The sequence below is a fragment of the Pseudomonas sp. efr-133-TYG-103a genome (assembly GCF_030209235.1).
Classification (GTDB): Bacteria; Pseudomonadota; Gammaproteobacteria; order Pseudomonadales; family Pseudomonadaceae; genus Aquipseudomonas.
In genome coordinates, this window is the sequence record NZ_JARVSK010000006.1 from 331812 (window position 1) to 354504 (window position 22693).

Here is a 22693-nt window from a genome sequence, read left to right on the forward strand (position 1 = left end):
CTGCGCCCGCGCTTGAAATGTCGCTTTGCGGCACGCCAGGCGCGGGTTTTTTGTCTGCGTTTAACGTCTGCATTCCGTCCAGCAGATGACCGTGGCACTGGACTAACGGCGCAAATTGCTTTTAGCTCTGCGACCTGAAATCCAGGAGCCAACCCTTTGAAAAAGTCAGTCGCCATCGTTTTCGGTGGGCAATCCTCCGAACATGAAGTGTCGTTGCAATCGGCGCGCAACGTGATCAATGCGATTGATCGCAACAACTACTACGTCACCCTCATCGGTATCGACAAGCAAGGCCACTGGCTGCGCTTCGACGAGCGTGATTACCTGCAGAATGCCTCGGATCCGGCCCATATCAAGCTCAGTGAGTCTGGCCGTCTGCTGTCGCTGATGCCCGGCGCGCAAGGGCCGCAGTTCGTTGAAGTGGAAACCGGGCTGGAAGTCCCGCGCATTGACGTCGTATTCCCGCTGATTCACGGCAGCTTCGGCGAAGACGGTTGCTTGCAGGGCATGCTGCGTCTGCTGGATATTCCCTTCGTCGGCCCCGATGTGCTGGGTTCCGCTGCGTGCATGGACAAGGATGTGACCAAGCGTTTGTTGCGCGACGCCGGGATCGCCGTGGCGCCATTTGTGGTGCTTCATCGCGGCGAATCCGTGGATTTCGTCAACGTCTCGGCGCAGCTTGGATTGCCGCTGTTCGTCAAACCCGCATGTCAGGGCTCGTCAGTGGGTGTGAGCAAGGTGACGGACGAGGCCAGCTATCTGCAGGCGTTGAAGCTTGCCTTCGAGTACGACAACAAGGTGTTGATCGAGCAGGGTATCGTTGGCCGTGAAGTGGAGTGCGCCGTGCTGGGCAACCACGAACCTCAGGTCAGCGTGTGCGGTGAAGTGGTCGCCAACGATGAGTTTTACGCCTACGACACCAAGTACCTGAATGATGGCCAGGCGCGCATCGCGATCCCGGCGCAATTGCCCGACGGTTTGAGCGACGAAGTCCGAGAAGTCGCGTTGCAGGCCTACCGCGTGCTCGGCTGCGCAGGTCTGTCCCGGGTCGATTTCTTCGTCACTGAAGCGCGGGAAATCATTATCAACGAAATCAACACGATCCCCGGTTTCACCTCCATCAGCATGTATCCCAAATTGTGGCAGGCGAGCGGCCTGAGCTATCCCGAGCTCATCGACAGGCTGATCGTACTGGCGCTGGAGCGGGCCGAGGAAACCCGCGCGCTGAAAACCGAGGTGGTGCTGTGAAGACGATTCGTATTGCTGCAGCGTTGCTGATCGGGCCCGACGCCAGAACCCTGCTGGTGCGCAAGCGCGGTACGCAGGCGTTCATGCAGCCGGGTGGCAAAATCGACGCCGGCGAATCCGCGGTTCAGGCCTTGGCCCGTGAGTTGAACGAGGAACTGGGGCTGGTGATAGCGACCGAAGACGCCGGGTTTCTCGGCGAATTTTCCGCTGTCGCGGCCAACGAACCCGGACACGAGGTCAATTGCCAGCTGTACCGCGTGCAGGTCGAGCAAGACGTTGTGCCAGCGGCAGAAATCGAAGAAATCGTGTGGGTTGACGCTGGCGATGTTGGCCATCTCAAACTCGCGCCGCTGACCCGCGACGCCATCCTGCCGCTGTACCGAACGCTGCAGACAGCCTGATCGACGCTGTATCGAGGGTGAAACGACCGCGTTTCACCCTGCGTTCTTGCGGTCTGCCCAGGACACGCTGGCTCAGCGTACCGCGCTGACGCCATCCAGCGTCGAAAACGACGTGTCCTTTGCCGTCAGCAGGAAGTCCCGCATGTAGGGCGCATCCAGCATATCTGTACGAATCGCCGCATAGAGCGTGGCGAACAGTCCCTTTTCCCCCAGCCGTTTGGCTTTCACATAGCCCCTTGAGCTGTATTCGTGCAGCGCCCAGTGCGGCATCCCACAGACGCCGCGGCCGCTGGCCACAAGCTGCATCATCATCACCGTCAGCTCCGAGGTGCGGACCTGCGCCGGTTCGACATCCGCAGGTTCGAGGAAGCGCGTGAAAATATCCAGCCGGTCTCGCTCCACGGGGTATGTAATGAGTGTCTCGCTGGCCAGATCTTCCGGCACCACGTAGGGGCGCGCAGCCAGCGGGTGCTGATTGGCAACGGCAAGCATCGCTTCATAGGTAAACAGCGGCACATAGGTAATGCCTGCCAGGTCGAGCGGATCGGAAGTCACCACCAGATCAAGGTCGCCTCGCGCCAGAGCAGGCAGCGGGGCGAACGCGAAGCCGGACGCCAGGTCCAGTTCGACCTCAGGCCAGGCATCGCGGAACTGGTCGATGGTCGGCATCAACCACTGGAAACAGCTGTGGCATTCGATTGCCATGTGCAGACGTCCAGCAACGCCGCCCGCCAGGCGAGAAATATCGCGTTCCGCATGACGCAACTGCGGCAACACCGAGTCGGCGAGTTGCAACAGACGCAACCCCGCGCTGGTGAAGCGAACCGGTTTGGTCTTGCGCACGAACAGCGGCATGCCCATGCGCTCTTCGAGTTCCTTGAACTGGTGCGACAACGCGGACTGGGTGAGATGCAGCCGGTCGGCGGCGTCCACCAGGCTGTCGGTCTCGCGAAGGGCGTGCAACGTTTTCAGATGGCGGATCTCAAGCACCCAGGCGCTCCATGAATGAATTTTGTGGTCGGGACGAATGTGATGAGTTTGTCTCATGTGAGCGTCGCTGTCGATATCGCTTCCAACCCGTGCGCCGGGGCTCTACAGGGTGACAGTACGCCCCGTTTGCCTACCACCCGGCTCCCTTCATCAAACTGTCATGCAACTGTGGCAGCGCGCATCTGAAAACTTCATCAGACTCGCGGCCTACTGGGGTTCTGCGGTTCGGTGTTTTCCATGCGGTTTTTCTTCTTTCTGGCTGCGCTGATGTGCGGCTTGCCGTCTTTTGCGGCCTCTCGATGCGATGTTGACGTTCCCACGCAAGTGGCGGAGCTTGACGACGTGCATTTGGCTTACCAGAGCATCGGGCAGGATTCCGACCCTGCGCTGCTGCTGGTGATGGGGCTGGGCGGGCAATTAATTCACTGGCCCGATGAGGTCGTCGTCGCGCTGTGTCAGCAGGGTTTTCGGGTGATTCGCTACGACAATCGCGACGTCGGACTGTCGACCTGGGTGCAGACGCCTGGCAACGCGAACCTGACCTACGAAGTGCTGCGCTACAAAATCGGTTTGCCGGTGTCCGCGCCGTACTCGCTGACCGACATGGCGCAGGATGCGTTGGGCCTGATGGACGTTTTGCGCATTCAGCAATTCCACGTGCTGGGGGCGAGCATGGGCGGGATGATCGCGCAGCATCTGGCCGACATGGCGCCGAAGCGCGTGGAGAGTCTGACGCTGATCATGACCAGTTCAGGTGCGCCGGGACTGCCAATGCCGAGCCCGGCACTGCTTCAGTTACTGGCCCGCCGTGGCGCGCCGGATCGTCAGAGCGCGCTGGAACAACAGGCTGATTTGCTGGCCGCGCTCGGCAGTCCTGAGGTCAAGGACGATCGACAGAAACTGCTTCAGCAAGCGGCGATTTCCTACGACCGTGCGTTTAATCCGGAAGGCGTGAAGCGGCAGATTCTGGCGATCCTCGCTGAACCCAGTCGAGTGGAGTTATTGAATCGTCTGCGGGTGCCAACGCTGGTGGTGCACGGGACGGCTGATCCACTGCTGCCCGTGATGCACGGCATTCATGTGGCCGCGCATATCCAGGGCAGTCAGCTGAAGCTGATTCCCGGCCTTGCCCATCGTTTTCAGGAGGCATTCAAGGCGCCGTTGCTCGCGGCCGTGTTGCCATACCTGCGTGAGCACCGCGAGGATGCGTCTCACGTGGCGCAACTTTAATGACAGCGGGCCGCGCACAGGTTTGTGTGTCAGCCTGATCGGCGTATCGTGGCGTTTTCCCTCATTTGCACGAGGCTGCCATGAGCACTCCGCTGAAGATCGACTTCATTTCCGACGTTTCCTGCCCTTGGTGCATCATCGGTCTACGCGCCCTGGACCAGGCGCTGGAGCATCTGGGCGACGAAGTCCAGGCCACGATTCACTTTCAACCTTTTGAACTGAACCCGAACATGGGCCCGCAAGGGCAGGAAATCTTCGAGCACATCGCTGAAAAATATGGTTCCAGCCGCGAGCAGTATCAGGCCAATGCCGAAAACATTCGTCAGCGTGGTGCCGAGCTGGGCTTTGTCTTCATGCAGGGCGAGCGGAGGATCTACAACACCTTCGATGCTCACCGCCTGCTGCACTGGGCGGAGCTTGAAGGGCAGCAACAGGCCCTGAAAGAGGCCCTGTTTACCGCCTATTTCAGTCATCACGCCGATGTGTCGTCCCACAAGGTGCTCGCCGACATCGCACAGAAAGTCGGGCTGGATCGGATGCGTGCCGAAGCGGTGCTGGCGTCCGACGAGTACGCGGTCCAGGTACGGGAGCTTGAACAACTCTGGGTTTCGCGAGGCGTCAGCTCAGTGCCCACCCTCGTCTTCAATGACCAGTACGCGGTGTCCGGCGGGCAGCCTGTCGACGTGTTCGTCAGCGCCATTCGTCAGATCGTCAGCGAACAATCGAGCGTGATCGACCCGGCGCAGTGATGAGCTACGCTGACGGACGCTCTGCCCAGTCACGCGTGTGTCCGCGGGCGTCATCTGTCACCTTCGCATTCTTTGAAAGGGGCCATGCGCGCTCGTAATGCGATGTAACGGATGTAACAAATCTTCGATTGCAAATAAAAAATCACTTGCTCCCATCAACCACTTTCGGATATCAATTTGTACATGATTAGACAGGTTCGATTCGACAAGAAAAAACGCGTGGTCGATGAGCTCGCCCGACGCATTGAAACCGGCCAGATGGGCTCCGGGGAGTTGCTGCCCGGCGAGAACATGCTCGCTCAGGAATTCAATGTCAGTCGCGGCACGCTGCGCGAGGCGCTGTCCGAACTCAAGCGGCGCAACTACATCGCGACCCAGACAGGCGTGGGATCGATTGTCACGTACGACGGTATTTCGCTCGATCAGCGCGCCGGCTGGGCGCAGGCACTGGCCGATACCGGTGCCAGGGTGACGACCGAAATATTGCGACTGGTGGCTGTGCAGCGCCCGGACCTTGCGGGTCGTTTCGGAACGGCGGATTTCATCGCGCTGGATCGTCGTCGTACGGCGGCCGACGGCAGCGTGGTATCGCTGGAGCGCGTCCTGATTCCGGCCAGTGACGGCCTGGAGAATCTGCCGCGCGATGGCCTGATCGATGATTCGCTGACGGTGACCATGGCCGCCCATGGATTCGTCGGTGACCGGGGCGATCAGTGGATCGGAGCGGAGCCTTTGAGCAAGGACGATGCGACGTTGATGTTGCGCGAGCCCGGCTCGGTGTTCCTCAAGGCCATTCGAACCACCTTTGATCGTCGCGAACGTTTCATGGAGCACGTGGAGAGCCTTCTGGACCCCGTGCATTTTCGACTGCATCTGGCTTTTGGATCGTCCACATGACCGCACTGATCGACATTCGCGACCGAAGCCTGGCCGCTTTCTATGGCCTGGCCCTCGGCGACGCACTGGGTATGCCCACGCAGTCGTTGAGTCGCGAGCAGATCAAGCAACGTTTCAACCGTATCACCACGCTGACGGCAGCCGATGCCGACCAGCCGATTGCTCCGAACATGGCTGCAGGTTCCATCACCGACGACACCGAGCAAGCGGTGCTGGTGGGTGAGTTACTGGTCGAAGGAGCAGGGCGCATCGTCCCGTCGGACCTGGCGCAGAGCCTGATCGAGTGGGAAGCCGTGATGCAGGCCAAGGGCTCGCAAGACCTGCTTGGCCCGTCGACAAAGCGTGCGATCGAAATGATTCTGGCAGGCCATAGCCCTGAAGAAGCTGGACGTTTCGGCACGACAAATGGTGCGGCCATGCGCATTGCGCCAATTGGAATCGCTTTCGACGTGGCTGAGGAAGCGGCTTTCGTCGAGTCGGTCAAACAGGCGTGCCAGGTCACCCATAACACCAATCTGGGTATCTCCAGCGCTGCGGCGGTCGCGGCCGTGGTGTCGGCAGGGATCAATGGCGGCAGTCTGAGCGACGCCTTGACTGTCGGCGCGCGCATCGCCGATCAGGCCGAGCGTTTCGGTTACTGGATCGCTGGCGCGCGTATCGGTCCGCGTATCCGCTGGGCCCAGACGCTCTGCGCCGATTGCAGCAACGAGGAGTTGCCCGATGTGATTTACGACGTCATTGGCACGTCGGTGGCGTCGCAGGAGTCGGTGATCGCAGCGTTCGCCATCGCGCATCAAGTGGCGAGCGCAAGGCTCGATGCGTTCGATGCGCTGTGCATGGCCGCGAGTCTGGGCGGCGACACCGACACCATCGCAGCGGTGCTCGGCGCCATGCTCGGCGCTTGCCAGGGCATGAATGCCTGGCCGCACGCCATGATCGAGCAGATCCGCACAGTGAACGATCTCGACCTCACCACGCTGGTCGAAAACCTGTTGACCCTGCGCGCGGCCTGAGCCGGCCGACGCCAGAGCACTGATATGAATAAGACACACGTCGTCGCTGATCACAGCGGCGATCCGGGGCCTCTTGCTGTCCAGAAAGCCCCATGCTGACACGGACGTCGTTTGCTTTGCGTACTGCCCACAACCAGAACAAATGGCAACAGGAGCATTTCCAATGACGTCATCCAACGCCAATCAGGGCGCAGGACAGCTTGAAACACGCGGTATCGAGCCCGTACCGGAAAACGAATGCAACGGTCATCCGCTGCAGCTCTTCTGGGTCTGGTTCGCCGCCAACATCAGCATTCTCGGCTTGCCGCTGGGTGCGACCCTCGTGGCATTTCGTGGCTTGTCGATCTGGCAGGCCATCATCGTGGCGATTCTGGGAGCTGCGGGCTCCTTCGCCGTGGTCGGGGTGATCTCCATCGCAGGCCGACGCGGCAGGGCGCCAAGCCTGACATTGTCCCGGGCCATTTTCGGGGTGCGTGGCAACATCGGTCCTACCATCGTTTCATTGATGTCGCGCCTGGGCTGGGAAACAGTCAACACCACGACGGCCGCTTTCGTACTGCTGTCGCTGTGCTCGATCCTCTTCGGCACGCCGGTCGAAGCGAAGAGCGCGCCGGGTCTTACGCTGGTGTTCATTGCCATCTTCGTGCTGATGACGCTGACCGTGTCCGGTCTCGGCCACGCGACATTGCTGGTGATCCAGAAGTGGGCGACCTACATTTTCGGTGCGCTGAACATCATCGTCGGTGGCTTCCTGATTGCGCACATCGACTGGACGGCGGTGTTCAACGCGACACCGGCGCCCTTGAGCGCGATGATCATCGGCGTCGGCACCATGGCCGCCGGCACCGGTATCGGCTGGGCCAACGCTGGCGCCGACATGTCGCGTTATCAACATCGCAGCGTGAGGGCTGCAGGGCTGGTTGCGTCGGCAGCGTTCGGTGCAGGCATTCCACTGGTATTGCTGATCACCCTCGGCGGCCTGCTCTCGGTGGGCAACGATCATCTGGCCTCGGCCACCGACCCGATCATTGCAATCCGCGAGCTGCTGCCGACCTGGATGGCGGTGCCTTATCTGATCACTGCTTTCGGTGGTCTGCTGCTGTCGAACAACCTGTCCGTGTATTCGGCAGGCCTGACCACGCTGACGCTGGGCTTGAAGATCAAGCGCGTGCACGCAGTGATCGTCGACATCGTGGCCATCTTCGCCGGGTCGATTTACTTCATGCTGATCGCAGACAGTTTCTACGGCCCGTTCATCACCTTCATTTCGATGCTGGCAGTGCCGATCACGGCGTGGGTCGGGATCTTCGTCGTCGACCTCATTCATCGCCATTACTACTCGGCCAAAGACCTCATGGATGTCTCGCCGCGCAGCGCCTACTGGTATCGCGGCGGCGTGGAGTGGCGCGCGGTGGGCGCGTGGGCCTTGGCCATCGTACTGGGCTTCAGCTTCACGACGGTCGCGACCACGCCGGAAAACGTGCTGTTCAAAGGCTTTCTGTCAGATTCCTGGTTCGGCCATAACGGTCTGGGCTGGATCGTGACATTCATAGTGGCGGGCGGTCTGTACGCGATTCTCGGCGGTTCGCGCGATCGCCGCGTCGTCAACGAAGAGGCTGCTCATGCCCGCTAGATTGCTGTACACCGGCCAGGTCGTGGTTGACCTGGTCATGGCGCTCGACACGCTGCCGCGGTCGGGGGGCGATGTGCTCGCCAGCTCCGCCAGATTCGAGACCGGTGGTGGTTTCAACGTCATGGCCGCTGCCTGTCGCAATGGCATGCAGACACGCTATCTCGGGCGTCACGGGAAGGGTCGCTTCGGTGACCTCGCCCGTCAGGCCATGACCGAGGAAGGCATCGCGTTCGCTGCGGCCAGCGCCGATGAGCAGGACACGGGCTTGTCGGTTGCACTGATCGAGCCTTCGGCCGAGCGTTCCTTTATCTCCTACGTCGGGGCAGAAGGTGGTTTGTCGGAAGACGACCTGCGTGATGTCTCGGTGCAGCCTGAGGACTACGTTTTCGTCAGCGGCTACAGCCTGTTGCACACGAACAAGGTCCCCACGCTGCTCGACTGGTTGGGGACGCTGCCGCAGGGGACTGGCGTGGTGTTCGATCCGGGGCCGCTGGTGAATTCGCCAGATGGCGCCGAGATGCAGGCTGTTCTGCCGGTTATCTCGCTGTGGACCAGCAATGGTGAGGAGGCGTTGCGTTTCACTCAGTGCAACGCCATTGCCGATGCGCTGGAGACCCTGGCGCGATGGCTGAATCAGGACGCGCTGATTGTGGTCCGCGACGGGCCGCAGGGTTGCTGGATTCGCCAGGCAAACCGTACCCAGCACGTGCGCGGATTCCCGGTGAAGGCCATTGACACCAACGGCGCGGGCGATGCTCATGCCGGCGTGTTGCTGGCGGGGCTGGCGGCCGGACTGTCGGCGGAAGAAGCGGCACTGCGTGCCAACGCGGCGGCGGCGATTGCCGTCACGCGCTGGGGGCCGGCGACAGCGCCGAAGGCCGACGAGGTGGATGAGCTGATCGGGAACGCGCAACAGTAGGTTCGTGCGCTTGGCCGCCATCGCGGGCAAGCGCGCTCCTCCAGGATTGACCTCAGCCCAATCCGTACTTTTTCACTTTGTCGAACAACGTGGTCTTGGCCATGCTCAGCTCCTGGCTGGCCTGACTCAGGTTCCCGCCGCTGCGTTGCAGCGCCTCACTGAGCAAGTTTTTTTCGAACGCTTCCACTGCCTCGGAAAACCCGAGGCTCTGGCTGCTCGCCGACAGCCCCGACTTCTTGAACGCCGGAAGTCCCAGCGCATAACGCTCGGCAACGTTGCGCAGTTCACGCACGTTGCCCGGCCAGTCGTGGCTCATCAGTGACGACAGAGTCTGCGCATCGAGCTGCGGCGGCTCCCGGTCGAAACGCAGCGACGACAACTGCAGGAAATGCTCGAACAGTTGCAGGATGTCCTCGCGGCGTTCGCGCAGCGGTGGCAGTTCCAGCGTCACGACGTTCAGGCGGTAGTACAGGTCGCTGCGAAACTGGCTGGCTTTGCTCAGTTCGTTCAGGTCCGATTTGGTGGCCGCGATGACCCGGCAATCCACCGCGACACTCTGGTTGGAGCCCAGCCGTTCCAGGGTGCGCTCCTGCAGCACGCGCAGCAGTTTGATCTGTAGATTGATCGGCATGCTTTCCACTTCATCGAGGAACAGCGTGCCGTTGTGAGCATGTTCGATCTTGCCGATCCTGCGCTTGCCGGCGCCGGTGAACGCATTGGCTTCATGACCGAAGATTTCACTTTCAAACAGGTTTTCCGGCAATCCGCCGCAGTTCAGCGCGACGAACTGATTGCTGTGGCGCCGACTGAAATCGTGCAGGCAACGGGCGACCAACTCTTTGCCGGTGCCTGTCTCGCCTTCGATCAGCACGTTGGCCGAGGTGTCAGCGACATTGGCGATCAGGGCACGCAGGTTCTGCATGGCAGCAGAGCGACCGATGATTCTGCCTTCCAGCGAATCGCGCTCGGCCAATTGGCGACGCAACGACCACACCTCGCGAGCCAGGCCACGCTGCTCCAACGCGCGGCGGGCAACGTCCACCAGGCGTTCGGGCGAAAAGGGTTTTTCCATGAAGTCGTACGCGCCGTCGCGCATCGCCCCGACTGCCATCGAGACATCGCCATGACCGGTGATCAGCACCACTGGCAATGTACGGTCGCGCGCTTTGAGACGTTTGAGCAGTTCAAGGCCGTCGATGCCGGGCAGGCGGATATCGCTGATGACAATGCCTGCAAAGTTGTCGCCGACCAACGACAGCGCTTCCTCGGCGCTGCCCACCCCCTGACTGTGAATGTCTTCCAGCGCCAGCGCCTGCTGACAGCCAAGCAACACGTGGGGGTCGTCCTCGACGATCAGAACGGTCAGTTCAGTGTTCATGTGTATGCTTCATCCGTATTCGTAGGGCGCGCTTGCCCGCGAATGCTGTTCATCACGTTTGAAAGTGGTGACTGACAGACTGCAATCGCGGGCAAGCGCGCTCCTACAGGAGAGTGGGCGGTCAGATGCATCATGGAAACGACATTCCAGTCGCCACCAAAGGCAAGACCAGTACGAACATCGTCCCGCCTTCTGCCGGGTCTTCGGCGTTGAGGCTGCCGCCTGCCGCGGCGGCGAGGCTTGCCGACAGGGTCAGACCCAGTCCCAGGCCTTGTTCGCCGGGTTTGGTGGTGAAAAATGGCTCGAACAAATGCTTGCGTGCCTCGGCGTCGATGCCATGACCGTTGTCGCGCACGCGTAACCGATAACGGCCCTCGAACACTTCGCCCTCCAGCCACAGCACCGGCAATGGCTGCGCCTGCATGGCGTCCAGCGCGTTGCCGATCAGGTTCACCAGAATCTGTTCCAGGCGGGTCTGGTCGATCGCCAGTTCCACGTCATCGAGTTGCTGACGCAGCTCCGGCGCGTGGCTTTCCAGCCGACCGGCCAACAGTTGCAGCGCTGCGTCGACCGCCTTGGTCAGTGACGCCTGGCCCTTGTCTTCGCCGCGACGGGCGAAGGCGCGCAGGCTGGCGGTGATGCGACCCATCCGGTCAACCAGATCGTTGATCGTGCGCAAATTGGTGCTCGCGGTCTCCAGCGCGCCGCGTTCGAGAAAGCGCACCGTATTTCCCGACAGCGTGCGTAATGCCGCAAGAGGCTGATTGAGTTCGTGAGCGATGCTGGTGGACATCTGGCCGATGGCGGCGAGTTTTCCGGCCTGTACCAGTTCGTCCTGAGCCTGACGTAACGTTTCCTCGGCCTGGCGACGTTCGCGGATCTGACCCTTCAACCGCTCGTTGCTCGCGCGCAGATCGGCGGTGCGTTCGGTAATCCGACGCTCAAGTTCGTTGTTGGCCTCTTCCAGTGCTTCCCGGGCCGCAAGGCGTGTGGAGATCACCTTGCGCCGCTCATTCCAGGCGATCAGCAGAAACATTGCCAAAGCGCAGGCCACCGCCACCAGCATGCCTTGATTGGCGGCTTCCCGGCGCAGGTCCTCGAGCGGGGTGAGCAGTGTCAGGTGCCAGGGGGTGTCGGCCAGATCGCGCGTCTGCGCCAGATAGCTGACCACCGTGTGTTCATGGTCGACGCTGCTGTTGGCCGGGAAGGTCAGCTTTTCGACGCCATCGGCGATGGATTCGCGCTCCAGCGGCACCAGCTCGTTAAGCGGCCACCAGTAATATTGCAGGCTGCGCGCCAGACGCTCCTTGATATCGGCCGTCAGCGGGCGAACGGATTTGAGCCGCCGCGCAGGATCGCTGGAAAGAATGATGATGCCGTTTTCGTCGCTGACGAAAGCCTCCAGGCGCGCCCGCTGCCAGCGCTCTTCCAGCGCTTCCAGGCGTACCTTGATCACGGCGACGCCGATGATCTTGCCTTTCTCTTCCAGCCCGTGGGCCAGGTAATAACCGGGCTCGCCGGTGGTGCTGCCGATGCCGTAGAAGCGCCCCGGCAGTCCGCGAATCGCGTCCTGATAATAAGCCCGGAACGACAGGTCTTCGCCCAGATAGCTGTCGGCGTCGCGCCAGTTACTGGTCGCCAGCACACGGCCCGTGGTGTCGAGCACGTAGATGGCGCGACTGCGGCTGCGGCGATTGAGGCCTTCGAGGTAGTCATTGACCTTGCTGCGCAACTCCGGCGAGGGGTCGTTGAGCAGATCGGAAACGTTGGATTCGAGCTCCAGCACGCTGGGCAGATAGTTGTACTTGTTGATTTCACTTTCGACGGTGCGCGCGTGCAGTTCGAGCTGACGTTCGCCATTTTCGCTCAGCGCCTTGATGCCGTTCTTTTCGCTGTACAGATAGGTGACGTAGCCCAGCGCGATCATCAGCAGAATGACCAGCGGCGGCAGAAACAGGTGGCGGATCAGGCGGGGTTTCACGGCAAGTGATGGCGGCGCGCTAAGAGGTGGATCGCATTTCATCACAGTCGTCCTGGACCGGCCAGCCGCCCGTGTCATTGATGATCGAGTACGGGCGGCGGGTGGTTTTTTGCCCTTGTGAGGCGTGAATCAATTAATGCTGCAGGATCTTGTTGAGGAACTGCTGGGCACGTTCGGAGCGTGCGTTGACGTCACCGAAGAACTCTTCCTTGGCGCAGTCCTCGACGATCTGGCCCTTGTCCATGAAAATCACCCGGTCGGCGACTTTGCGGGCAAAGCCCATCTCGTGGGTCACGCACATCATGGTCATGCCTTCATGGGCGAGTTGCACCATCACGTCGAGCACTTCGTTGACCATTTCAGGGTCCAGCGCGGAGGTCGGTTCGTCGAACAGCATGACCACCGGATCCATCGCCAGCGCGCGGGCGATCGCCACACGCTGCTGCTGACCACCGGACAACTGGCCCGGATGCTTGTGGGCATGGGCCGACAGGCCGACGCGCTCGAGCAATTGCAGGCCCTTTTTGGTGGCCTCTTCCTTGCTGCGGCCCAAGACCTTGATCTGCGCGATGGTCAGGTTTTCGGTGATGGTCAAATGCGGAAACAGCTCGAAATGCTGGAACACCATGCCAACCCGCGAACGCAGTTTCGGCAGATTGGTTTTCGGGTCGGCGATGGACGTGCCGTCGACCACAATGTCGCCTTTCTGGAAGGGCTCAAGCGCATTGACGCATTTGATCAGGGTTGATTTGCCCGAGCCCGAAGGCCCGCAGACCACGATCACTTCGCCTTTCTTGACCTCGGTGCTGCAATCGGTCAGCACCTGAAAGTCCCCATACCACTTGTTGATATTTTTGATGGAAATCATACGGCTAACCTTTTCTGCATGAGCTTGACCAGACGCGATGCCGCGAAGCTGATCGTGAAATAGACAAGACCTGCGACGATCAGGAATTCATTGGAGCGACCGATGATGTCGCCGCTCGAACGCGCCGAGTTGAGGAAGTCGACCAGCCCCACCGTGTACACCAGCGAGGTGTCCTGAAACAGGATGATGCTTTGCTGCAGCAGCAGCGGGGTCATCTTGCGGAAGGCCTGCGGCAGGATGATCAGGCGCATCATCTGGCTGTAGGTCATGCCCAGCGCCTGGGCTGCGCCCATCTGGCCGCGAGAGATCGATTGCACACCGGCGCGCACGATTTCGCAGAAGTAGGCCGCCTCGAACATCATGAACGCCACGACGCAGGAGGTGAACGCGCCGACCGGCGTGTCTTGCCCGGTGATCCAGCGCAGCACGAAGGGCACCGCCAGGTAGAACCAGGTGATGACCAGCAGCAGCGGAATCGAACGGAAATAGTTGACGTAGGCACCGGCGATGCGCGACAGCAGTTTGTTCGACGACAGCCGCATCAGCGCCAGCAGCGTGCCGATCGCGATACCGCCAATCACACCCATGACCATCAGTTGCAGGGTCATGACCATGCCGTTCCACATGCCTGGAATGGCCGGAATTACTCCAGAGAAGTCCATTATTTACCTCCCACGGAGATCAGGCCGGGCACGGCGACTTTCTTCTCGACCAGGCGCATGAGCAGCATCAGGCTCATGTTCAGGGTGAAATAGATCAGCGTGGCCAGGGTAAACGCTTCGAACAGGTTCGCGGAGAACTCGGCGGTCTGTTTGGTCTGCGCCAGCAACTCCATCAGGCCGATCAGCGACGCCACGGACGAGTTTTTGAACACGTTCAGGAATTCGGAGGTGAGCGGCGGAATGATGATTCGGTAGGCCTGCGGCAGCAGCACATTCCAGTAGATCTGCGGCAGTTTGAAGCCCATGGCGCGCGCGGCTGATTCCTGGCCGGGCGGCAGCGCCTGGATGCCCGTACGCACTTGTTCGCAAACCCGTGCGGCAGTGAACAGGCCCAGACACACGACAACGCTCAGGAATGCCGAGGTGGTCGGGTTGAGGTCTTGCTTGTACCACTCTTGCAGGTTTTCGGGCAGCAGATCGGGCACCAGGAAGTACCAGATGAACAGTTGCACCAGCAGTGGCACATTACGGAATATTTCCACGTAGATCGTGGCGATGGAAGAAACGATGCGGTTAGGCACCGTACGCATGACCCCGAGCACCGAGCCCAGGATTAACGCGATGATCCAGGCGGCGACGGCAATGGCGATTGTCCAGCCCAGACCGGTGATGTACCAGTCCAGATAGGTCTCGCTGCCAACGCCAGTGGACTTGAAGAACACGCCCCAGTCCCAGTTGTAATTCATCAGGGTCTCCCCTCTGATCGATCGTTATGCACGCATGCGCTTTGCAGCGGCTCCCGGGAAAACACTGGGTCTTCCCGGGAATCAGGCTTTTACGTTCTTATGGTTTGCGACGAAGGGCTCAGGCCTTCTTGTCTGGGGCCGGCTTGTCGTTCGGGTTGGCAATCAGCTTCTTGAGCTCTTCGCTCATCGGGAAGCTCAGGTTCAGGCCTTTTGGAGGAATAGGCTGGGTGAACCACTTGTCGTAGATCTTGTTGATCTCGCCCGATTTGTAGAGGCCGACGATCGCGTCGTCGACGGCTTTCTTGAACGCAGGATCATCCTTGCGAACCATGCAGCCGTAGATTTCATAGGATTGCGGCGTGCCGGTCACGTGCCAGTCGGTCGGCTTCTTGGCCTTGGCCATTTCGCCTGCCAACAGTGCGTCGTCCATCATGAAGGCAACGGCACGACCCGATTCCAGCATCTGGAAGGACTCGCCGTGGTCTTTGGCGGAGATGACGTTCATGCCCATCTGCTTGTCAGCGTTCATCGATTTGATGATGCGCTCGGACGTGGTGCCAGCGGTGGTCACGACGTTCTTGCCCTTGAGGTCATCGAAGTCGTTGTACGGCGAGCCGACTTTGGTCAGCAGCCTGGTACCGATTTCGAAGATGCCGACCGAGAAGTCGACTTGCTGCGCGCGCTCGGCGTTGTTGGTGGTCGAACCACATTCAACGTCGACGGTGCCGTTCTGCACCAGCGGAATACGGGTCTGAGAAGTGACCAGGTTGTACTTGACGTTCAGATCAGGCTTGTTCAGGTCTTTTTTGATCGCTTCGACGATGGCCTGCTGAATGTCGTGGGAGTAACCGACTGGCTTGCCGGAAGCGTCAGCGATATACGAGAAAGGAATCGAAGAGTCGCGGTGACCGAGGGTGATGGTGCCTGAATCGCTGATTTTCTTCAGGGTTCCGGTCAGCTCGGCAGCGGACACTGGGGTGCTGATCAAAACGGCGGCAGCGATGGCTGCGCCCAGGAGGTGGGGAACGATACGCATCTGTTTATCCTCGACATTGTTTTTTTTATGGGTCCGGTGTTGGGTCGGCCCTATCGTTTCAGAACGCTACAACGGCGGCCCAACCAGGCGGCACGCTACATCGGAGCAATCGTGAAAGAGTGTAGAGCATGAGTCATGCCAGGCGCGTGACAGTGGCTAAGAGGCTGAAAAATAAAGGGATTTATTTAGTTTTATGCAGCGAGGAGGGATGGGACGTACGGAATGCCGAATAGGCGGGGGAGAGGTGTTCGGAAATCCGAATGGGATGCAAGCGACGTCGTTTAATCACTGATGGAGTGAGCTAACTGTCTTTAACAGCCCCTCGATCAACGGCGTGACGCCCGATGCTTTCCCGGCTAAAGCCGGTCCTACATTCATTTGCAGCGCCTGTAGGACCGGCTTCAGCCGGGAAGAGGCCAGTGGATGCTGTGGAAATGTAGTGTCTGGACGTCAGCTTTCATGAGCAAGCTTGCCCCACAGGTTTTGTTACCAGTCGGCCCCGCGTACTTTGTAGGAGCGCGCTTGCCCGCGAATTGGCCGGTGTGGCCGGTGGAGATGCAGCGGCTGGAAGTCAGTCTTCGCGGGCAAGCGCGCTCCTACGGGATTTGTGTCTGACCAGAGAGCTCGGGGATGCCCGGAAATCCTTAGGGAGTGAGCTTGCTTACGAAGGGGCCATTACTGATCACACTTACGTGCGTCTGACAGGCATTCTTCGTGAGCAGGCTCGCTCTACAATGTTTGGTATTGATTTATGCCGCCTCGATGGCACCTTTGTTCCGCGCCACTTTATCGAGGTAAGTCTGGACGTTCTGCTGTTCTTCAGGCGTGGTGAACAGGCCCAGCTTGGTACGGCGCCACAGAATGTCTTCGGTTTTGGCCGCCCACTCTTCGCTGCACAGATAATCAACCTCACGACTGTACAGACCTCCGCCAAGGTGCTCGCCCAGGTCTGTCAGATCCCGCGCGCCTTCGACGATGCGCCAGCTGCGCGAACCGTAGGTAATCGCCCAGCGGCTGGCGATGTCCGCCGGCAGCCAGCTGAAACGCTGCTTGAGCTCAGCGGCCAGTGCCGCTGGCGTGGTCATGCTTTCACCACCCGGCAGGCTGGATTTGGCGGTCCAGCTCGGCTTCATCTGCGGGAAGAACGGCGCCAGTTGCTGCATTGCCGATTCGGCCAGCTTGCGATAGGTCGTCAGCTTGCCGCCGAAGACCGAGAGAATCGGAGCCTCTTCAGCGCTTCCCGACAGAGAAAGCGTGTAATCGCGCGTGATCGCTGACGGATTGTCCGACTCGTCGTTGCAAAGCGGTCGCACACCCGAATAGGTGCGGATGATGTCGTCGCGGCTAAGCTGCTTTTTAAAGTGCTCGTTGACGATTTTCAGCAGGTAATCGGTTTCGCCTTCAGTGATCGCCACCTTGGCCGGATCGCCGGTGTACTCGCGATCGGTCGTGCCGATGATGGTGAAGCGCTCCAGATAAGGAATCGCGAATACGATGCGCTGGTCTTCGTTCTGCAGAATGAATGCATTCTCGCCTTCGTAGAGTTTCGGCACGATCAGGTGGCTGCCCTGAATCAAACGGATGCCGTATTGAGACTCGAGCTTCAAGTCTTCACGAATGAATTTGGCCACCCACGGCCCCGCCGCATTCACCAGCGCTTTGGCACGAATGGAAAACAGGCTGCCATCCACGCGTTCCATGTTCAGGTGCCACAGGCCGCCGCTGCGTCGGGCGCTCAGGCAGCGGGTCTGGGTATGAATATGAGCGCCTTTTTCACGAGCGGCCATGGCGTTGAGTACGACCAGACGCGCGTCGTCGACCCAGCAATCCGAGTATTCGAAGCCGCGAGTGATGGTGCTGTTCAGCGGACTGTCAGCACCAAAGCGCAGGTTCTTCGACGCAGGAAGCTTTTCGCGTTTGCCCAGGTGGTCATAAAGGAACAGGCCGGCGCGAATCATCCATGCCGGACGCAAATGCGGGCGGTGGGGCAGCACGAATCGCATGGGTTTGACGATATGTGGAGCCTTTTCCAGGAGCACCTCGCGTTCGGCCAGTGCTTCGCGCACCAGGCGGAACTCGTAATGCTCCAGATAACGCAGACCGCCATGGATCAGTTTGCTGCTGGCGGATGACGTATGGCTGGCCAAGTCGTCCTTTTCGCACAGGAAGACCGAAAGGCCACGCCCCGATGCGTCTGCCGCAATGCCGACACCGTTGATACCACCGCCGATAACGGCGATGTCATAGACCTCTGAAAGGGGTGGGGTGGGCAAAGTGGCGCTGGCCATCGGGGCCTCCTGTGTGGATTCGGTGACGCCTGTCGTCAAGGGCGCTCGTTTGAAAGGCGAATTCGAACATTTATGTTCATTTCCGAAAATAGTAGCGCAATAACGAGCAACGAACCACTCAGTATTGATTGAAAATACTGATTGGAGAGGCAGGAAAGGAACAATATCGAACATTGGAGCGTTGCTCCGATGGAGCATGGACGCGACACGCGACTTGCGATTGATTGAGGAGGGAGGTCAAAGAGCGCGGCAGCGCGCAGCCATCCTGCGTCTCAGGGCAGACGCAGGCGGGGGGAGGAGGAGGCTAGACCACTTCCAGCCGGATCTTGTTCTGCGTCAGCAGCTGGGCCAGCGCCGGCACCGGCGCCTGATCGGTTACCAGGCAGTCGATCAACGTAATGGGGCCGAGCCGAACCATGGCGTTGCGGCCGAACTTGCTGGAGTCGGCGGCCAGAATGACCTGCCGGGCATTGGCGATGATTGCTTGGGAAACCCGCACCTCCTGGTAGTCGAAGTCCAGCAGGCTGCCGTCTTCGTCGATGCCGCTGATCCCTACCAAGGCGAAATCGACCTTGAACTGCGTGATGAAGTCGACGCTGGCCTGACCCACCACCCCGCCGTCGCGGCGCACATTGCCACCCGCCAGCAGGACCTCGAAATCATCCTTGCCGCTGAGAATCGACGCAACATGCAGGTTGTTGGTGATGATTTTCAGGTGGTTGTGATTGAGCAGCGCGCGAGCGATGGATTCAGTGGTGGTGCCGATGTTGATGAACAGCGAGGCGTGGTCGGGAATCTGGGCCGCGATGGCCTCGGCGATGCGTTGTTTTTCATCGCGCATCTGGTCGGCGCGCATCGCGTAAGCCGTGTTTTCGATGCTGGAGTCGTAAGCGGCACCACCGTGGTAGCGGCGCAGCAGGTTCATTTCTGCCAGCTGATTGATGTCGCGGCGGATGGTTTGCGGGGTCACGACGAACAATTGCGCCATTTCCTCGATGCTGACATAGCCGCGCTCACGGACCAGCTCGAGGATCTGCTGTTGACGGGGTGGCAGATTCATTTTTTTTCCTTCGGGCAAGGGCGCCCATGATGCCGCAGGCAGCCATTACCTGTCAGCCGGAAAAATCTGCACGTCAGTTCAACCTTTGGGAGCGAGCTCCCTCAGGTCAAACACGGCGTATGTGCTCATTCCGCCTCTTCGTGAGGCTCCCAGTCGCGCGTGCGCTCAACGGCCTTGCGCCAGCCGGCATAGAGTTTTTCCTTTTCGGCCTCGTCGCACTGCGGCTCGAACTTGCGCTCGATCACGGCCTTGTCCTTCAGCTCATCCAGCCCGCTCCAGAAGCCGATCGCCAGCCCTGCAAGATAAGCGGCACCCAGCGCGGTGGTCTCACGCATTTTCGGGCGCTCCACCTGAGTTCCGAGGATGTCCGCCTGGAACTGCATCAGGAAGTTGTTCGCCACCGCGCCGCCGTCGACGCGCAGCGCCTTGAGCGGTTCACCGGCGTCCTGCTGCATCGCATCCAGCACATCGCGGGTCTGATACGCGATGGACTCGAGCGCTGCGCGAATGATGTGATCGACTTTCACGCCGCGCGTCAGGCCGAATAGCGCGCCGCGCGCGTAGGGATCCCAGTATGGCGCGCCCAGCCCGGTGAACGCCGGAACCAGATACACCCCGTTGCTGTTCTTCACCTTGGTGGCGAAGTATTCGGTGTCCATCGAGTCGTTGACGATCTTCAACTCGTCGCGCAGCCATTGCACCGTCGACCCGCCGTTGAATACCGCGCCCTCCAGCGCATAAGCCACTTCGCCGCGCGGTCCGCAGCCGATGGTGGTGAGCAGGCCGTGGTTCGACTTGACGGCTTTCTTGCCGGTGTTCATCAACAAGAAGCAACCGGTGCCGTAGGTGTTCTTGGCCTGACCGGGCTCTACGCACATCTGACCGAACAGTGCCGATTGCTGGTCGCCTGCGATACCGGCGATGGCAATCCCGCTTTTGCTGTGACCGTACACTTCAGATGAGGACTTGACCTCGGGAAGCATCTCCCTCGGCACGTCGAGCACTTCCAGCATCCGCTGATCCCATTCCAGGGTGTGGATGTTGAACATCATCGTGCGCGACGCGTTGGTGTAGTCGGTGACATGCACCTTGCCGCCGGTGAATTTCCAGATCAGCCAGCTATCGACGGTGCCGAACAGCAGCTCGCCGCGGCGCGCGCGTTCCCGGCTGCCTTCGACGTGGTCGAGAATCCATTTCAGCTTGCTGCCGGAAAAGTATGGATCGATGACCAGGCCGGTGGTCTGCTTGATGTAGTCCTCAAGACCGTCGCGCTTGAGCTGCTGGCAGATTTCCGTGCTGCGTCGGCATTGCCAGACGACCGCGTTATAGATCGGACGCCCGCTGTCTTTCTCCCAGACCACCGTGGTTTCCCGCTGGTTGGTGATGCCGATGGCAGCAATCTGATTGTGATGCAGATTGGCCTGCGCCAGCACTTTGGTCATGCAGGCGGTCTGGGTGGCGAAGATTTCCATCGGGTCGTGTTCGACCCAGCCAGGCTGCGGATAATGCTGAACGAACTCGCTCTGCGCAGTGCTGACCACATTGGCGTCACGATCAAAAATGATGGCGCGAGAGCTGGTCGTACCTTGGTCGAGAGCGATGATGTAATTCTTGTTTTCGGTGTCGGTCATGTCGATTGCCTGGTGATAACGCGGGTGTCCGGAAGACTGGCCATCAGTTTACGTGCGAAAACGCACCGATTGCGCGGTGCTCTTCACGAAGGACGACTGAATATTCGCATTCGAAAAAATATAGACGTAAACGAACAATGTCAAAGGTCGAAAGTGAACGGCTGCAAGGCCTGGACGACAGGGTCGATTTTATCCGCGCCAGCGCGCCGAACAGAGGCGTTTCGATAGCAAATGGCATAAAGTGACGGGAGAAAACAAGAGACAATCTGGTCCTCTGGAGCGCTGCATGACCCCCGCACTGGATTTACTGAAAAAAGCCCGCGCCGAGCATCGGGTGCACAGTTATGAGCACGACCCCAAAGCGGCTTCGTACGGGCTGGAAGCGGCAGAAAAGCTCGACCTGCAGCCCGCTCAGGTCTTCAAGACATTGCTGGCCAGCACTGAAAAAGGCGAATTGTTGGTGGCGGTCGTGCCGGTTGCAGGCTCGCTCGATCTGAAAGCCCTGGCTCACGCCGCTGGCGCAAAAAAGGCCGAGATGGCCGACCCCGGCGCAGCACAGCGAGCGACCGGCTATTTGCTCGGTGGCATCAGCCCGCTGGGGCAAAAGAAAAGACTGCGAACTTTCATTGACGAGACCGCTCAACCTTTTGCCACCATCTACGTCAGCGCGGGCCGACGGGGACTTGAGGTCGAGCTTTCCGCAGCAGTGCTGGCGCAGCACACCAACGCGACTTTTGCGCAGATTGGCCGCGAATGATTCCTCTGCATCGTCAGAAATATTCCGATTATTCGTACAGCGACCGTTTTGCGGCGACCGAGGCAGGACGCCGCCCTACAACAATGATTGGGGATGCCTTCCATGCAGCTTGAATTTCATCAGGTCGATGCGTTCAGTGATCGGCCGTTCGCGGGCAACCCGGCCATGGTTTACCGGCTCGATGCATGGCTGACCGATGAGCTGATGCAGCGCATTGCCGCTGAGCACAACCTTTCTGAAACGGCGTTTGTCGTGCGCGAAGCACAGGGCTGGCACATTCGCTGGTTCACCCCGACCCATGAAGTCCCGCTCTGCGGCCACGCCACGTTGGCCAGTGCGTTTGTGCTGCTTGAGAAATACGGCGAAGCGTCCGAGACCATCGAGTTCGTCAGCAAGTCGGGCCCATTGAGTGTGACGCGCGAGAACGGCCGGTTGCTGCTGGATTTCCCCGCCATGCCGCCGAGCGAGGTGGGGGTGACCGTCGATGTCGAACGCGCCCTGAATGCAGAAGTGGTCGACGTGCTGGGCTCGGCGGAGCTGCTGGTGGTGCTGGAGTCGGAAGAGGCGGTTCGCGCTTGCAAACCGGACCTCGCCGCGATCGCCCGACTGCCTTGGCCGGGCGTGATCATCACGGCAAAAGGTGATGGCGAGCGCTACGATTTCGTGTCCCGCTATTTCGCGCCTGCCATCGGTATTCCTGAAGACCCGGTCACCGGCTCGACCCATTGCTGCCTGATTCCCTACTGGTCGTCACGCCTGAACAAATTCAGCCTGACCGCACACCAGAGTTCAGCCCGTGGTGGAGAGTTGTTTTGCAGGCTTGAAGGCGACCGCGTCAAGATCGGCGGCTACGCGACACTGGTCGCCAGCGGGACATTGACGGTTGGGTGATCAACCGTTCGGCTAGACACTCACCTGTGGCAGCGAGCTTGCTCGCGAAGGCTAACTGTCACGCGTTATCTCTCCGGCGAACATATCGGCCCCATCGCGAGCAAGCTCACTCCCACACGATTTCTGCGGCGTCGCCTGGTATTGCGTCAAGCACAAAACCTGTGGCAGCGAGCTTGCTCGCGAAGGATTGATGCACTGCCCGTAGGAGCGCGGCTTGTCCCGCGATCGGCGACGAAGTCGTCGTAAAGCCCGGCCATGCGGTCTGCCTGACATACCCCGTCCGATTCTGCTGCCGCTGCGCGCCAGATCGCGGGA

Annotated in this window: 20 protein-coding genes; 10 read left to right on the plus strand and 10 right to left on the minus strand. The window is 60.2% G+C overall.

The annotated features are described in order from the left end of the window. Positions 1–156: 156 nt before the first annotated feature. Positions 157–1248 carry a D-alanine--D-alanine ligase gene (gene ddlA / locus QRN36_RS06305; protein ID WP_285423248.1) on the plus strand — a complete coding sequence of 364 codons (1092 nt, stop codon included), beginning with the start codon at positions 157–159 and terminating at the stop codon, positions 1246–1248. Then, complete coding sequence (locus QRN36_RS06310) at positions 1245–1649, plus strand: NUDIX domain-containing protein (protein ID WP_285423249.1); 405 nt, start codon at positions 1245–1247, stop codon at positions 1647–1649. The genes ddlA and QRN36_RS06310 overlap by 4 nt, the downstream gene beginning before the upstream one ends. Positions 1650–1721: 72 nt before the next feature. Here the strand turns inward: QRN36_RS06310 and metR are convergent, their stop codons facing one another. Next, complete coding sequence (gene metR / locus QRN36_RS06315) at positions 1722–2639, minus strand: transcriptional regulator MetR (protein ID WP_093461292.1); 918 nt, start codon at positions 2637–2639, stop codon at positions 1722–1724. A 237-nt stretch (positions 2640–2876) separates the two neighbouring features. On the opposite strand from metR, the gene QRN36_RS06320 reads away from it, so the two are divergent. From QRN36_RS06320 to QRN36_RS06345, 6 genes are all read left to right on the plus strand, one after another. Further along, positions 2877–3869, plus strand: a complete 993-nt coding sequence (locus QRN36_RS06320; RefSeq protein ID WP_285423250.1) for an alpha/beta fold hydrolase — start codon at positions 2877–2879, stop codon at positions 3867–3869. 80 nt (positions 3870–3949) lie between these two features. Then, positions 3950–4618 (plus strand): DsbA family oxidoreductase, encoded by a 669-nt coding sequence (locus tag QRN36_RS06325; protein WP_285423251.1) that lies wholly within the window; start codon positions 3950–3952, stop codon positions 4616–4618. Between the two features lie 183 nt (positions 4619–4801). After that, complete coding sequence (locus QRN36_RS06330; protein WP_285423252.1) at positions 4802–5515, plus strand: GntR family transcriptional regulator; 714 nt, start codon at positions 4802–4804, stop codon at positions 5513–5515. Further along, entirely contained in the window at positions 5512–6528 is a 1017-nt protein-coding gene (locus QRN36_RS06335) for an ADP-ribosylglycohydrolase family protein (RefSeq protein WP_285423253.1), read from the plus strand. The genes QRN36_RS06330 and QRN36_RS06335 overlap by 4 nt, the downstream gene beginning before the upstream one ends. A gap of 163 nt (positions 6529–6691) precedes the next feature. After that, positions 6692–8161 (plus strand): cytosine permease, encoded by a 1470-nt coding sequence (locus tag QRN36_RS06340; RefSeq protein ID WP_285423254.1) that lies wholly within the window; start codon positions 6692–6694, stop codon positions 8159–8161. Then, positions 8151–9080, plus strand: a complete 930-nt coding sequence (locus QRN36_RS06345) for a PfkB family carbohydrate kinase (protein ID WP_285423255.1) — start codon at positions 8151–8153, stop codon at positions 9078–9080. The genes QRN36_RS06340 and QRN36_RS06345 overlap by 11 nt, the downstream gene beginning before the upstream one ends. A gap of 52 nt (positions 9081–9132) precedes the next feature. Here QRN36_RS06345 and QRN36_RS06350 read toward each other — a convergent pair whose 3' ends face one another. The 9 genes from QRN36_RS06350 to glpK all read right to left on the minus strand — a co-directional run bounded on the left by QRN36_RS06350 (position 9133) and on the right by glpK (position 20730). Further along, complete coding sequence (locus tag QRN36_RS06350; protein WP_285423256.1) at positions 9133–10458, minus strand: sigma-54 dependent transcriptional regulator; 1326 nt, start codon at positions 10456–10458, stop codon at positions 9133–9135. Between the two features lie 130 nt (positions 10459–10588). Then, a complete protein-coding gene (locus QRN36_RS06355) occupies positions 10589–12481 on the minus strand; it encodes an ATP-binding protein (protein WP_285423257.1) in 1893 nt (630 codons plus the stop codon). A 91-nt stretch (positions 12482–12572) separates the two neighbouring features. After that, positions 12573–13307, minus strand: coding sequence for an amino acid ABC transporter ATP-binding protein (locus tag QRN36_RS06360; protein ID WP_093461263.1), 735 nt, complete (start codon positions 13305–13307; stop codon positions 12573–12575). Continuing rightward, on the minus strand, positions 13304–13972 hold the full coding sequence (locus tag QRN36_RS06365; protein ID WP_177182116.1) for an amino acid ABC transporter permease: 669 nt from the start codon (positions 13970–13972) through the stop codon (positions 13304–13306). Before QRN36_RS06365 ends, QRN36_RS06360 begins: the two co-directional genes overlap by 4 nt. Then, positions 13969–14715 carry an amino acid ABC transporter permease gene (locus QRN36_RS06370; protein WP_093461256.1) on the minus strand — a complete coding sequence of 249 codons (747 nt, stop codon included), beginning with the start codon at positions 14713–14715 and terminating at the stop codon, positions 13969–13971. The genes QRN36_RS06365 and QRN36_RS06370 overlap by 4 nt, the downstream gene beginning before the upstream one ends. 118 nt (positions 14716–14833) lie before the next feature. Further along, positions 14834–15751: a glutamate/aspartate ABC transporter substrate-binding protein gene (locus QRN36_RS06375; protein ID WP_285423258.1), complete on the minus strand. Its 918-nt coding sequence runs from the start codon at positions 15749–15751 to the stop codon at positions 14834–14836. 749 nt (positions 15752–16500) lie between these two features. Beyond that, complete coding sequence (gene glpD, locus QRN36_RS06380) at positions 16501–18039, minus strand: glycerol-3-phosphate dehydrogenase (RefSeq protein WP_285423259.1); 1539 nt, start codon at positions 18037–18039, stop codon at positions 16501–16503. A 304-nt stretch (positions 18040–18343) separates the two neighbouring features. Further along, a complete protein-coding gene (locus QRN36_RS06385) occupies positions 18344–19099 on the minus strand; it encodes a DeoR/GlpR family transcriptional regulator (RefSeq protein ID WP_037012305.1) in 756 nt (251 codons plus the stop codon). Between the two features lie 125 nt (positions 19100–19224). Then, positions 19225–20730, minus strand: coding sequence for a glycerol kinase GlpK (gene glpK / locus QRN36_RS06390; RefSeq protein ID WP_285423260.1), 1506 nt, complete (start codon positions 20728–20730; stop codon positions 19225–19227). A 286-nt stretch (positions 20731–21016) separates the two neighbouring features. Between glpK and ybaK the strand changes: the two genes are divergently transcribed. Together ybaK and QRN36_RS06400 are read left to right on the plus strand one after the other, a co-directional pair. Next, positions 21017–21487 carry a Cys-tRNA(Pro) deacylase gene (gene ybaK, locus QRN36_RS06395; RefSeq protein WP_285423261.1) on the plus strand — a complete coding sequence of 157 codons (471 nt, stop codon included), beginning with the start codon at positions 21017–21019 and terminating at the stop codon, positions 21485–21487. Positions 21488–21589: 102 nt separating this feature from the next. Continuing rightward, positions 21590–22378 (plus strand): PhzF family phenazine biosynthesis protein, encoded by a 789-nt coding sequence (locus QRN36_RS06400; RefSeq protein ID WP_285423262.1) that lies wholly within the window; start codon positions 21590–21592, stop codon positions 22376–22378. Positions 22379–22693 lie beyond the last annotated feature (315 nt).